Here is a 13,982-nt window from a genome sequence, read left to right on the forward strand (position 1 = left end):
AATTATGGACTTCAACCCGAATTCTTTACTTTGCCAATTAATAAATTAATCAACAAAATGGCGCGAAATTATAGTACAAATTTCATGCCATGTAAACACTAATTAAGCTACAGTTGTGCTTAAAGTGCCTTGGTCAACAGAAACACCTGCGCCCATTGTTGTAGAGATAGTTACTTTCTTCAAGTAAACACCTTTAGCTTGAGAAGGTTTAGCCTTCTTAAGCGCAACAATTAGAGACTCAAGGTTTTGTTGTAATTGCTCTGCAGTGAAATCAACCTTACCAATAGTAGTATGGATGATGCCATTTTTGTCATTACGGTAACGTACTTGACCTGCTTTAGCATTTTTAACTGCTTCTGCAACGTTAGGCGTTACAGTACCAGTTTTAGGGTTTGGCATTAGACCACGTGGGCCTAAGATTTGACCTAGTTGACCAACAACACGCATAGCGTCTGGTGATGCAACAACAACGTCAAAGTTCATCTCGCCTTTTTTAACTAGTTCAGCAAGATCTTCCATGCCTACTAATTCAGCACCGGCTTCTTTTGCAGCTTCTGCATTAGCGCCTTGTGTGAATACAGCAACACGAACGTCACGACCAGTACCGTTAGGTAGTACAGTAGCACCACGAACGTTTTGATCAGATTTACGAGCATCGATACCAAGGTTAACGGCAACGTCAACACTTTCTACGAATTTAGCTGTCGCTAACTCTTTTAAAAGAGCAACTGCTTCATTGATTTCGTAATCTTTTGTTACTTCCACTTTTTCGCGGATAGTACGCATACGTTTAGTTAATTTAGCCATTTCTTAGTCCTCTACGTTCAAGCCCATCGCACGCGCAGAACCTGCGATAGTGCGAACCGCTGCGTCCATATCGGCAGCTGTAAGGTCAGTTCGTTTTGTCTCAACAATTTCTTCAAGTTGAGCACGAGTTACTGTGCCTACTTTATCAGTGTTAGGACGGCCTGAGCCTGACTTGATACCAGCAGCTTTCTTAAGTAAGTAAGCAGCAGGTGGCGTTTTCATGTCGAACGTAAATGAACGGTCACCGTAAACAGAGATCACTACAGGAACTGGAGCGCCTTTTTCGATAGACTCTGTACGTGCGTTAAACGCTTTACAGAATTCCATGATGTTTACACCGTGTTGACCTAGTGCAGGACCTACTGGAGGACTAGGATTAGCCATACCAGCGGCAACTTGTAGCTTGATTAGAGCTTCAACTTTTTTAGCCATTATAAATACCTCATTTGGTGGGTCTCAGCCTTGTGCGCGCGAGGACGCGTACTCTAACGGCTTCCCAGTTTAAAAATTGGTTTCGTACTTTTTGCACAGTAAAAATAAATTTTTACCTTAATACAAAAAGGCCGCTGATTATAAGTTAATCAGCGGCCTTTTTCAAGCTTCATACTAAAATTTAAATAAAAATCAGCGAAGCTTTTTTAATCAATTACCTATCTTGCTCAACTTGACCGAATTCAAGCTCAACTGGCGTAGAACGACCAAAAATAAGTACAGATACTTTTACGCGGCTTTTTTCGTAGTCAACTTCTTCAACTACACCACTGAAATCTGCAAATGGTCCATCAGTAACGCGTACAACTTCACCTGGTTCAAATAATGTAGCAGGTTTAGGTGCTTCAGCATTTTCTTGTAGGCGGTTAAGAATACGCTCGGCTTCTTTAGGACTGATAGGAGCAGGACGATCAGACGTTCCGCCAATAAAGCCCATTACGCGTTCAGTGCTGTTCACTAAGTGCCAGCTTGCGTCATTCATATCCATTTGTACTAATACATAACCTGGGAAGAATTTACGCTCAGACTTACGCTTTTGACCAGCGCGCATCTCAACAACTTCTTCAGTTGGTACTAATATTTCACCAAAGCTCGATTCAAGACCTTCGATTTTAATGTGTTCAGTTAACGTTTGAGCTACACGCTTTTCGTAACCAGAAAAGGCTTGTACTACATACCAACGTAACTTAATTTCTTTGTTCTCGTTCTCATCCGACATGGGATCAGATCTCCAATCCAGTTAAAAAGCCTACAGCGCGGAATAAAATGCCATCTAATCCCCAAAGGATAAGTGCCATAATCACTGTTGCAACCATTACAATTAATGTCGTGTGGGTAGTTTCTTGGCGCGTTGGCCAAATAACTTTGCGTACTTCAATCCGAGCTTCTTTAGCGAAAGCAAGAAAGTTACGTCCCTTAAATGTTTGCGAGGCAATTGCTAATCCGGCCGCTATTGCAACAACAACGCCGATAGCACGTAGTAATACAGATTGATCTGCATACATATGATTACCAACAACTGCGCCTGCAAGTAGCGCGATTGCTACTAACCACTTTACTGACTCCATCGCACTTGATGGTGTTTCTACATTCGTGCTCATAATATTATTACCTTAACTACAGACACAACAACCCTACACTACGGCAGGGTTAATCCATTAAAATCTAAACTTAAAAACAGACTTAATTTAAACCGGTTTTTAATCTCAGACTACTCAACTAACAAGTAAAACTGGCAGGGGCGGAGAGATTCGAACTCCCAACCATCGGTTTTGGAGACCGCTGTTCTACCAATTGGAACTACGCCCCTGCAAAGTGGATGCCTATTATACTTACGCAAAGCATTTACACAAGCCTAAAAGATACCCACATTGGAAAATCTAATTAATTAATTACATTATTGTTTAAACTGCTAATAATTTAATCGCTTATATAAACATACAATCCTAGAATATTGATTATTTTTCTAAGTTTTTATAAACATCATTCAACAAGCTTGAAGCCCCAAATCTAAATGTATTTGCATGCAAGTAGCCGTCACCCATTATCGTGCGTGCTAGCGCTAAATAATCACTGGCATCGGCAACAGTTTTAACACCACCGGCAGCTTTAAAGCCAACACGTTTATTCAAATTTTTAATGGCTGTTAGCATAATTTTTGTTGATTCAAGTGTGGCATTTACAGCGACCTTACCTGTACTGGTTTTTACAAAATCAGCACCGCCTTTAATTGCAAGCTCCGTGGCCTGAGTTATGAGTGCTTCAGTTTTTAGCTCTCCACTTTCTATTATTACTTTTAATTGAGCGTGCGACCCACATGCTTTTTTACTTTCGCTTACATAGCTAAGTACTGTTTGAACATCGCCCGCTATGAGTTTTTTGTAAGGAATAACCAAATCAATTTCGTCAGCGCCGCGCTCTATTGCAATAAGTGTTTCGTTAATTACATCAACCAGTGGCGCATCACCCGTTGGAAAGTTAGTGACCGTTGCAACTTTTACGTGGTTAAGCTCACGTGCTGCGAGTGCTATTTTAGCATCATCAACAAAGTCACTATAAACACATACGGCAGCAGGCGTGCCTAGCGTCGGGTTTATACTATCAACAAGCGCTTGAATGCTTTTGTTGGTATCGCTGGTATTTAAGCTTGTTAAGTCCATCAGTGCGACTGCTAATGCGGCATCTTTTTGGTGTTGTGTCATTAGAGCTCCGTTGCTTATTGAATACAAAATAGAATATGCTTCCATATTAACAAATTAAACCAAACTCGCTATAGCTCATAACCAAACACTATAAGCTGTTTATTTTACTTGTAACTCGGCGCAATCCCTTGTTAACTAACTCTTAGGCCTAAAAAGCCCACCTATTATAACTTTTGGTTATATCAACTTGGTTTTAATTATTTTTTACTTATTGATAGCCGCTATATTCTGCTTATCAGAATAAAGCGTTTTCTTATATTTGAATTTGTTTAGGGGTCTTATTAACGTGCAGTATTTACCTATCTTTACCAAACTCGACAACAAACCAGTATTGGTTGTTGGCGGTGGAGAGGTCGCATTACGCAAATGTCGCGCGTTTTTAAAAGCGAGAGCGAGCGTTACTTTAGTAGCGCCTTGGTTTTGCGACGAACTAAAAGAGCATGCACATAATAATGAAGTAACGCTTATTGATGCTTATTTTGATGAGTCGCATCTCGATGGAAAAATGCTTGTTATTGCAGCAACCGACCGCGATGAAGTAAACAACAACGTATTTGAACTTGCCAATGCCCGCAATGTATTTGTAAACGTAGTTGATGACCAACCTAAATGTACGTTTATATTCCCATCCATTGTTGACCGCGACCCAATTACGATTGCTATATCAAGTGCAGGCACAGCGCCCGTACTTGCGCGTCGCTTACGCGAAAAGCTCGAAACCCTTATTCCGCATCATATTGGCCCACTTGCAACACTTGTAGGTGGCTTTAGAGACAAAGTAAAAAAACGCTTTAAACATTTTTCAGACCGCCGCCAATTTTGGGAAGGCGTGTTCGACTCATCCGTCGTGAGTAAAGTGCAAACCGGTGACACTCAAGCCGCACAGCAGCAATTAGAGCAAATGCTAGATGCAAAAGCAGAACCTGAAGGCGAAGTATATGTAGTAGGTGCAGGCCCAGGCGATCCAGAGCTTTTAACACTTAAAGCACTGCAACTTATGCAACAAGCCGATGTGGTTGTATACGACTTTTTAGTGTCTGACGAAATTATGGAATTAGTGCGCCGCGATGCTGACCTTATTTGTGTAGGCAAACGTTTAGGCGATCATAGTGTTGTTCAAGACGACACCAACCAAATGCTGGTCGACCTTGCTAAACAAGGCAAAAAAGTGTGCCGCATTAAAGGTGGTGACCCGTTTATTTATGGTCGTGGTGGCGAAGAAGTACAAGTACTGGCTGCTAACAACGTAAATTATCAAATTGTACCGGGTATTACAGCCGCTGCAGGTTGTAGCGCATATGCGGGTATTCCGCTTACGCATCGTGACCATGCACAAGCCATTCAATTTGTAACTGGCCATTGTAAAAAAGACGGCCAAGAACTTGATTGGCAATCGCTGGCAAAAGCAAATCAAACGCTTGCTATTTACATGGGCGTAATTAAATCGCCGCACATACAAAGCGAGCTTTTAAAGCATGGCCGTAAAGCCGACACACCTGTTGCCATTATCGAAAACGGTACACGCAAAAATCAGCGTGTAGTAACAGGCCAACTAGGCGAACTTGCCGACTTAATCCAGCGCAACAGCATTATATCGCCTGCGCTACTCATTATTGGTGAAGTAGCCGCCCTGCACTCGCAACTAGCGTGGTTTGGGAAAAACGAGCAAACAAGCAGCTTTGCACAGCCGCTAACAGATGTATCAAATACATAACCGAATTTTAAATTTGTAACTTTTAATCATTTTAGTAGGACGACTAACAATGGCTTTAACTCACCTTCAGCAACTTGAAGCTGAAAGTATCAAAATCATGCGCGAAGTCGCCGCTGAGTTTGAGAACCCAGTAATGCTTTACTCTATTGGTAAAGATTCGTCGGTACTTTTGCACTTAGCGCGTAAAGCATTTTACCCTGCAAAAATTCCGTTTCCGTTATTACACGTAGACACCAATTGGAAGTTTCGTGAAATGATTGAGTTTCGCGACCGTATAGCTAAAGAATACGGTTTTGACCTACTGGTACACAAAAATCCAGAAGGCATTGAAATGGGTGTAGGCCCGTTTACGCATGGCTCGGGTAAACATACCGACATAATGAAAACCCAAGGCTTAAAGCAGGCACTTAACAAATATGGTTTTGATGCTGCATTTGGTGGCGCACGCCGCGACGAAGAAAAATCACGCGCAAAAGAGCGTGTTTATTCGTTCCGCGACAAACACCACCGTTGGGACCCTAAAAACCAACGTCCTGAGCTTTGGAACACTTATAACAGCCAAGTTAATCCGGGCGAAAGCATTCGTGTTTTCCCGTTATCTAACTGGACTGAGCTTGATATTTGGCAATACATTTACCAAGAAAACATCGACATGGTGCCGCTTTACCTAGCAAAAGAGCGCCCTGTTGTTGATCGCGATGGCACCCTAATTATGGTTGACGATGAGCGTATGCCACTTAACGAGGGTGAAGTACCGCAAATGAAATCTGTACGTTTTCGTACATTAGGCTGCTACCCACTTACCGGTGCAGTTGAGTCAACAGCAAGTACTTTAACCGAAATCATCGAGGAAATGCTGCTATCTACGTCATCTGAACGTGAAGGTCGTGTTATTGACCATGATTCAGCAGGCTCAATGGAGAAGAAAAAACGTGAGGGGTATTTTTAATGTCTAGCCAAAATAACGATACATTTAACGAAGTAAAAGAAATAGGCATAGACGCCTACCTAGCACGCCAACAAGACAAAAGCTTATTGCGTATGCTTACGTGTGGCAGCGTAGATGACGGTAAATCAACATTGATTGGCCGCCTGCTGCACGACAGCCACCAAATTTATGAAGATCAGCTAGCTGCTCTTCATAAAGATAACGAAAAAGTAGGTAATGCAGGTGAAGATCTTGACCTTGCATTATTAGTTGATGGCCTACAAGCTGAGCGTGAGCAAGGTATTACCATTGACGTAGCGTACCGTTACTTTTCAACGGCTAAGCGTAAATTTATTATTGCCGACACGCCTGGGCACGAGCAATACACGCGCAACATGGTAACAGGTGCATCAACAAGTGATGTCGCCATTATTTTGGTTGATGCGCGTTACGGCGTGCAAGTACAAACCAAGCGCCACAGCTTTATTTGTGACTCGCTTGGCATTAAGCAGTTTGTTGTTGCCGTTAATAAAATGGATATCGTTGATTTTGACGAAACCGTGTATGAAAAAATTAAGGCCGATTACCTTAAATTTGCTGAGCAACTTAACGTATCAAACATTAAGTTTGTGCCTATGTCGGCGCTTAAAGGCGACAACGTAGTAACTCGCTCTGCTCATACACCGTATTACACCGACAAGCCGCTACTAGAATTACTAGAAGATTCGCCAGCAGCCGAAACAGATACAGGCTTTGAAGCGCGCCTACCGGTGCAATATGTAGTGCGTCCTAACTTAAACTTCCGTGGTTTTCAGGGCACACTTACGTCGGGCAAGATACACGTAGGCGATGCAATAAAAGTATTACCGTCGGGTAAAACATCAAGTATTAAAGAAATTGTTACCTTTGATGGCAATTTAGATAGTGCTGAAGCAGGCCAAGCAATTACCGTTACCCTAAATAACGAAATTGATATTAGCCGAGGCGACGTAATAGTACCTGCAAATTCAACGGCCGTTGTTACTAACCAGCTGCAAGCTAAAATTGTGTGGATGCATGAGTCGCCATTAGTATTAGGTAAAAGCTATAACCTAAAGCTAGGCAGCAAAAACACTTCAGCTATTGTTACAAAAATTGATTACACAATTGATGTGAACACGCTTGAGCACGGCACTAGCGACTCACTGCAGTTAAACGAAATTGCGATTGTAACACTTGAACTAACCGAAACTATTTTGGCAGACGAGTACCACAGCAATCACGAAACAGGCTCGTTTATACTAATCGATCGCTTATCAAACCTAACGGTTGCTGCGGGCATGATTGAACAAGTACTGCAAAGCCAAGCACAGCAAAGTAACTTTAGCGAATTTGAAGTTGAATTTAACAGCTTAGTACGCAAGCACTTTCCGCATTGGCAAGCGCTTGATATTTCTAAGTTATAAGTTAACTTTAGCCTGTTAGGAATTTAAAAGCATGGTAGAACAGCTCGTTTTAACAGGCATTATGCTTACCTTAGTCGGGTGCCTTTTTGGCACCCGTATTAATCCAGCATGGTTATTTGTAAGCGCCATTGGCACCAGCTACTTAGCAGGGCTAATCGATCTTGAAAGCATGTTAATTAATTATGCTAACCCGTCGCTTATCACCTTAGTGCTATTGGTGTTAGTGTCGACCGCAATAGAAAAAACCACTCTAATTCAAAAGTTAGCGCAATCGCTATCTAAAGGTAGTTTAGTAAAATCGGTAACAAAATTGGGGTTATCAACCGCCTTTTTATCGTCGTTTACTAACAATACCGCCGTTGTTGCATCGCTTATTACCGCGATAAAAGACAACCCTAATCACTCCCCTTCAAAGCTATTATTACCGCTGTCGTACACTGCTATTTTAGGCGGCACTATTACGCTTATTGGTACATCAACCAACTTAATCGTCAATGGCTTTGCAGTTGATGCGGGCATGGAACCGCTGGGCTTTTTTGACTTTACCTTAGTGGGTTTAGGCGCGTTAAGCGTAGGCCTAATTACCATTTTAGTGATGCTTAAATACTTACCCGACAACGGTAAAAGCGACCAAGAAGTCGTGCCTTTTTACCTAGAAGGCAAAGTACAAGCAAACTCAAAGTTAATAGGCCAAACCGTTGAAGAAAACGGCCTGCGTGATTTAAAAGACTTATTCCTTGCTGAAATTATTCGCGATGGCAGCCGCATTTGCGCAGTCACCCCGCAGCAAATTATTCAAAAAGATGACGTGCTGCTTTTTGTAGGTGACATAAAATCGGTGCCATTACTTACCCGTTTCGACGGCCTAAAAGTAGTACACGAAAATCATCAAAAAGACATAGAACACTTAGTAGAAGTAGTCGTAAGTCAATCTTCAAAATTTATTGGCAAAACCGTAAAAGAAGCCCGCTTTAGAGAGCAATTTCATGCTGCTGTTATTGCCATTCGCCGTGGGCACGACCGCTTACAAGGCGGCCTTGGGCAAGTGCAATTACAAGCTGGCGACTCGCTTATACTTGCCCCAGGTAAAAACTTTTACACCTTGCCTAATTTAAAGCGCGAATTTGTGTATATTTCAGGGTTTGACTTACAAGCCCACCTTGCACCTAAACAATCAAACATTGTGCTACTAAGCTTTGCCGCAGTACTGGGTTTAAGCATTGTTGGCATAGTGCCGCTGGTTAAAGGCTTATTAGTATTACTGATTGGCTTAATGCTCAGTGGCACCATAAAACTTAACGAAGTAAAACGCCGTTTTCCTATCGAGTTACTCGTAGTCGTAGGTAGTGCCATTGGCCTTGCCAAGTTAATGATAGGCACCGGACTTGCCGGGCAAATATCCAGCGCCCTATTTATGGTACTTGGCGACTTTGGCCCTTACGGCGCATTTATTGCCATATTTTTAATGACCGTATTATTTACCGAGCTTATTACTAATAACGCAGCAGCTGCCTTGTCGTTCCCTGTTGCTTACTCGCTCGCGGTTGGTTTTAATGTAGACCCGCTACCATTTATTATGGCGGTTGCCTTTGGCGCATCAGCCAGCTTTATATCGCCATTTGGGTATCAAACTAATCTAATGGTTTATAGCGCGGGTAACTATCGCTTAAAAGATTACATAGTGATGGGCTTACCCCTTTCTATTATTTATTCAATCACGGTATTAACCTTGATCCCGCTGGTATTTCCATTTTAATACCTGCGCTTACAGCATAAGAGACATTCACTATGGATGAAAATATAGTTTGGCATAACTACGCAACTACAAAAGCACAGCGTAGTGAGCAAAAAAAACATAAGCCCGCTATTTTATGGTTTACCGGCTTTTCGGGCTCTGGCAAAAGCACCGTAGCAAACGCACTAGAAGCGGCGCTTAATCAGCAAGGTACGCACACTTACCTACTCGATGGCGACAACGTACGCCACGGTTTATGTAAAGACCTAGGCTTTAGCGACGAAGACCGCATTGAAAACATACGCCGCGTAGGCGAAACCGCTAAACTAATGACCGACGCTGGCTTGTTAGTACTTACTGCGTTTATATCGCCTTTTAGAGCAGAGCGCGACATGGTACGCAGCCTAGTAGACGAAGGCGAATTTATTGAAGTATTTATCGATACTCCACTTGATGTGTGCGAAAGCCGCGATCCAAAAGGCTTATACAAAAAAGCCCGCGCTGGGGAGATAAAACACTTCACCGGTATCGATTCAAGCTACGAAGTGCCAAACAATCCAGAAATAATTTTAGATACAAGTAAAAACACCCTAGACCAATCGGTTACACAACTGATAACGTATCTAAAACAAAAGCACATAATATAGGTTAACCCCATGAATCAAACCGAACTGCTAGAAGAAACCCTCATCCTTGCCCGCAAAGCAGGCCAAGCAATAATGGGAATTTACGAAAAGGACTTTAACGTTGAGTACAAAGCCGATGAAAGCCCCGTAACCGACGCCGATTTAGCAGCTCATAAACTGATTGTGGCAGGGCTTCAACAGCTCACACCCGACATTCCAATACTCAGTGAAGAAAACGCCGACATAAGTTGGGATGTACGCCAAACGTGGAAAAGCTACTGGTTAGTTGACCCAATAGACGGCACTAAAGAATTTATTAAAAAGAACGGTGAATTTACCGTAAACATCGCCCTAATCAAAAACGGCATTCCTATTTTAGCCGTAGTTGATGCACCCGCACTTGGCGTATCGTACTTAGCCGCCGAAGCAATTGGCGCATTTAAAGATAAAGGCGATGAGCGAATTGAGCTTAAAGTAACGACTAAACCTAACAAAGGGTTAATTCGTGTTGTAGGCAGCCGCTCGCACCCATCACCCGATTTAGCCGAGTTTGTAAAACGCTTTGATGAGGTAGAAATGGTGTCTAAAGGCAGCTCACTAAAGCTGTGTTTAGTGGCTGAGGGCAGCGCCGATATTTACCCGCGCTTAGGTCCAACTTGCGAATGGGATACAGGTGCAGGCCATGCAATCGCCGAAATAGCCGGTGCTAAAGTCACTAAGCTTGATGGCAGCCCGCTTATTTATAACACCAAAGATGAATACTTAAATCCGTATTTTATTGTGAGTGCGATAGAAGAGTAAGCGTAATGAGCTGCAAGTTTTAGCTACTAGCAGCTCAATGTCAATCTAAACACCGTAGGTTGGGTTGAGTGGAACGAAACCCAACGAGTATATGCTTTTTACAGCTACTTTTTCAGCATCAGCATGTGAAATAATGTTTAGTCTACAAATGTATAGTTTTTATATTAATCCTCTATCAACTTTTTACATGCTTAAATTTTTTACGGACTTTAATCATATTGAACCCCACTAAGAATTTCATTGAGTACTGGTTCTGGTATTTCTAAAAAATTATTATAACGGCGAGCATCAATATTTATTGTATGAAAATCAGTATATAAATTATAAGCCGCATTAGGATCAATAACATTTGAAAACTGCTGTGGCACAAGGCATGCACTTGCATTATCTTCTATTATCTCTTTTACTTCTTTCTTTAAACTAGCCTTATCCAACTTATAGTATAAAGGCCAAATTAATGTTGCTGCTTCTTCTCCGCTAGTAGAGCTTAGCTTTGTAACTAAGGAAGTCATGTCTTTAACATCATTTTCCTCAAACTTAACTTCAAGTCTATCGTCATCACTAAATAATCTTTTACTAAAGCAATGGCTAAATAATTGACTTGAAAGATCACCTTCAAGCACTTTGATTAAATTACAACTATCACTAGAGAAAGAATTAAAGTCTGTCGTAGCTAAAAATATATCGCCTAAGTTGTATAAAAACCTTGTGCGCCTTAATGCATTTCGTTCTCTAATATCTATGTTTACAAACTGCTTTAATATAGATGAAAAAATATTTCTAAGGTTAGCCTTATAGGACGGACAATAAATTAACTCTGAAGTAAGCTCTCGAATATTATGACTTTGAAGCCAGTTTTTAGCAAAAATATCAGCACTAGCATTATCTTCAATATAAAGGCATTTTAAAACAGGTTGCTGTTTCAACCAATTTTTTGGTAATTTTTCAAGTTCAATCAAAGATAAGAAATTTAAATATTCTGTATCAGATCGACCTATTGACTGTGTGCTCACCGATATAGGGTCAAGTAATTTCCTTGTAGATATTTTTTTTCCTTTATTAAACTCTTCGTCTTCTGTGGCGTAGTAGCTGCTAGAAACTACTTTAACATTCAGTAAAGCGTCAAAATAATTAATGAGGTTTAAATCAACAGAACCATCCTCCCTCTTTGACATTGCTTCGATCACATATGTTAAGTCACTTTGAGAATTGAGCCTGATTTCGTCCAACTGGTTTAAATATAATGCATAATTTCTAATTTTTGACTCTTTTAAAGCAACTAACATTATAGTTGCTAATAAGTTAACCTCTCCATTTATCTCACTTTTATTCCAAGCGGCATCGACTCTTCTGATAATTTTTTTCAATAAACGAACTGAGTAAATTATACCTGTTAAAGCAATAACCTCTCGTTCAAAAAAAGCATTCGGAAACTTATTATAATCCTCGATCCAACTTTTATCTTTTATAAGATATACAAAAGGTGGTTTTGAATTTTTAGTATTACCATATCCACTGCTATAAAGTGTGATTACACCATTTGAAACAGCTTTATTTATCGATAAAAATATAAACTCCTTTAGCTTTCCAGAAATATTACTAATTAAAATATCCTCTCTATAATCAGTAGCTTTTGAGATTGCTTCAGCAGCGACATCACTTTCATTACCCATAGCTATAATAAAACTAATATGACCTAATTTTCTGTCTTTTAACCTATCCAGCAACGCAGCAATATCATTTAAGCGCTTTTCGTTTTCATCGCCGGTCCCACGATCTACATCTTGCAAAGTAATCAGTAATTTATGATTTGTAACTTTTAATACTGCGTTGAGCTTTAAAAAGCTGCCCTCAATATCAACAGGGCCAGCAAGTAACGTTGAAGCGAATTGAAATACGCTCCCCCCTGATTTCAGCGCTTCGGTATAATGTTTAGGTAAGGCACGGAAAGCGCACATATCAATGTACTGGCTTATATCATCAATAATATTGCTCAGTACAACATGGGCAACACTGCCGCTGGCTGCGCCCCAAGTAGATATATCGCTGTGTATCCAGACACTCCCTTTTTCAGTCTTTTTTGCTAAATCATTCACAATACTTTCGACGATACTGCTTTTTCCGCAACCATAAGGCCCACATAAAGCTATGTGCTGCGCTAAATCCTTTTCATCTTTATCACCGCCATTTTGTAGCCGCTCGGTAATGCGCGTGGCGTAAACCTGTAAATCGGGTTCTAATTCCTCTGTGCTTTTAATAGTCGAATCGTCTTTAAACCATTTTCGAAAATCTTCTAAGCTATTCAGCTCTGGATTTTCCTGAGTGGTTACATCTTCATTTTCAGTAGTGATGCTTGGCTGTTTACTTTGCCTATACTCATCAAATAACAAGTAAGCCGCCAATATAAAATAACTAGCAGCTAGGCACATAAAGACATTAAAGGTAGGCGCTATATCAGCTAGGTTGACTGCAAAAATGATAAAAGTTGCACTAAGACCAACCAATACAGCAGTAAAAATTGGCTTTTGGGTATAAAGCTTTGTCTGATAAATGACAGTTATGAGCATGCCAATAAACGTAAGTGCTAGGTATTTTAAGCTCATAAAACTTTGTGCGTATAATGCAGTTTCATCAAATTTATATGCTGTGCTTAGCATATAAAAAGCAGTTATAAATAATGAAACTAATACAGCGATTGTCACTGGCGGGTATCGCCAGCTAAATCCAATACTGCGTTTGGGGTGCGATATATAAAACTTATCAAGCAGCAGCTTTACGCCAATACCCGCTAAAAATGCGCTGCTGTAATGCAAAACCGGATTGGCATTTAAAATAGCGCCCAAACTCGAATATGCCTTTTGTACAAAACCGACTTTGCTTAAAAACACAGTAATTGTTGCAGCAGTAATCGCGCACAATAAAAGGGAAAGCCAACGGGTGGCTGTAATGGGGAGTGTTTTAACTTGCGACAACTTAATATCCTTATCAATACGTTACCTTGCCAGTGTATATCAATTGAACATTATTGAATAAGCAAGTTTAATAAATAAAACCGCCTCTATTGGCTTCACACTCGTATGGCGCTATGACATGTTGGGTTTCGCTTCGCTCTACCCAACCTTGTATCTCTTCTTGATGAGTGTTTAGCTAGCACTTGTCACATCGGGAAGACAGTGAGCTCGTACCCAACCAGAGTGTGAAAATGCTGTGACGTAGATTGAGCCCTGACTTCC

12 protein-coding genes and 1 tRNA gene are annotated in these 13,982 nt (G+C 40.9%); 6 read left to right on the forward strand and 7 right to left on the reverse strand.

Going from position 1 to position 13,982, the window contains the following annotated elements:
- Positions 1 to 102 precede the first annotated feature (102 nt).
- The 6 genes from rplA to deoC form a co-directional block, all read right to left on the reverse strand.
- Positions 103 to 807 carry a 50S ribosomal protein L1 gene (gene rplA, locus I6F49_RS17935; RefSeq protein ID WP_165728276.1) on the reverse strand — a complete coding sequence of 235 codons (705 nt, stop codon included), beginning with the start codon at positions 805 to 807 and terminating at the stop codon, positions 103 to 105.
- A 3-nt stretch (positions 808 to 810) separates the two neighbouring features.
- The gene (gene rplK, locus I6F49_RS17940) at positions 811 to 1,239 is read right to left on the reverse strand and encodes a 50S ribosomal protein L11 (protein ID WP_002958879.1); all 429 of its coding nucleotides are present in this window, start codon (positions 1,237 to 1,239) and stop codon (positions 811 to 813) included.
- A gap of 214 nt (positions 1,240 to 1,453) precedes the next feature.
- Positions 1,454 to 2,017, reverse strand: a complete 564-nt coding sequence (gene nusG, locus I6F49_RS17945) for a transcription termination/antitermination protein NusG (RefSeq protein WP_166420077.1) — start codon at positions 2,015 to 2,017, stop codon at positions 1,454 to 1,456.
- Between the two features lie 4 nt (positions 2,018 to 2,021).
- Positions 2,022 to 2,399: a preprotein translocase subunit SecE gene (gene secE / locus I6F49_RS17950; protein ID WP_002958877.1), complete on the reverse strand. Its 378-nt coding sequence runs from the start codon at positions 2,397 to 2,399 to the stop codon at positions 2,022 to 2,024.
- 132 nt (positions 2,400 to 2,531) lie between these two features.
- Positions 2,532 to 2,608: transfer RNA gene (locus tag I6F49_RS17955), tRNA-Trp, on the reverse strand.
- Positions 2,609 to 2,756: 148 nt separating this feature from the next.
- Positions 2,757 to 3,500, reverse strand: coding sequence for a deoxyribose-phosphate aldolase (gene deoC / locus I6F49_RS17960; protein WP_197181515.1), 744 nt, complete (start codon positions 3,498 to 3,500; stop codon positions 2,757 to 2,759).
- Positions 3,501 to 3,786: 286 nt separating this feature from the next.
- Here deoC and cysG point away from each other — a divergent pair, with 286 nt between their 5' ends.
- Genes cysG through cysQ form a run of 6 tightly spaced genes read left to right on the forward strand, consistent with a single transcriptional unit; the run spans position 3,787 to position 10,749 of the window.
- Positions 3,787 to 5,214, forward strand: coding sequence for a siroheme synthase CysG (gene cysG / locus I6F49_RS17965; RefSeq protein WP_101164434.1), 1,428 nt, complete (start codon positions 3,787 to 3,789; stop codon positions 5,212 to 5,214).
- Between the two features lie 49 nt (positions 5,215 to 5,263).
- Positions 5,264 to 6,163: a sulfate adenylyltransferase subunit CysD gene (gene cysD, locus I6F49_RS17970; RefSeq protein WP_008133447.1), complete on the forward strand. Its 900-nt coding sequence runs from the start codon at positions 5,264 to 5,266 to the stop codon at positions 6,161 to 6,163.
- Entirely contained in the window at positions 6,163 to 7,587 is a 1,425-nt protein-coding gene (gene cysN, locus I6F49_RS17975) for a sulfate adenylyltransferase subunit CysN (RefSeq protein WP_007580108.1), read from the forward strand. Before cysD ends, cysN begins: the two co-directional genes overlap by 1 nt.
- 31 nt (positions 7,588 to 7,618) lie before the next feature.
- Positions 7,619 to 9,343 carry an SLC13 family permease gene (locus I6F49_RS17980; protein WP_197181516.1) on the forward strand — a complete coding sequence of 575 codons (1,725 nt, stop codon included), beginning with the start codon at positions 7,619 to 7,621 and terminating at the stop codon, positions 9,341 to 9,343.
- Positions 9,344 to 9,375: 32 nt separating this feature from the next.
- Positions 9,376 to 9,969, forward strand: a complete 594-nt coding sequence (gene cysC / locus I6F49_RS17985) for an adenylyl-sulfate kinase (protein WP_007378439.1) — start codon at positions 9,376 to 9,378, stop codon at positions 9,967 to 9,969.
- Positions 9,970 to 9,978: 9 nt separating this feature from the next.
- Positions 9,979 to 10,749, forward strand: a complete 771-nt coding sequence (gene cysQ, locus I6F49_RS17990; RefSeq protein WP_024589584.1) for a 3'(2'),5'-bisphosphate nucleotidase CysQ — start codon at positions 9,979 to 9,981, stop codon at positions 10,747 to 10,749.
- A 209-nt stretch (positions 10,750 to 10,958) separates the two neighbouring features.
- Here cysQ and I6F49_RS17995 read toward each other — a convergent pair whose 3' ends face one another.
- On the reverse strand, positions 10,959 to 13,721 hold the full coding sequence (locus I6F49_RS17995; RefSeq protein WP_197181517.1) for a hypothetical protein: 2,763 nt from the start codon (positions 13,719 to 13,721) through the stop codon (positions 10,959 to 10,961).
- Positions 13,722 to 13,982 lie beyond the last annotated feature (261 nt).

This window comes from Pseudoalteromonas sp. SWN166 (assembly GCF_015864485.1).
Lineage (GTDB): Bacteria > Pseudomonadota > Gammaproteobacteria > Enterobacterales > Alteromonadaceae > Pseudoalteromonas.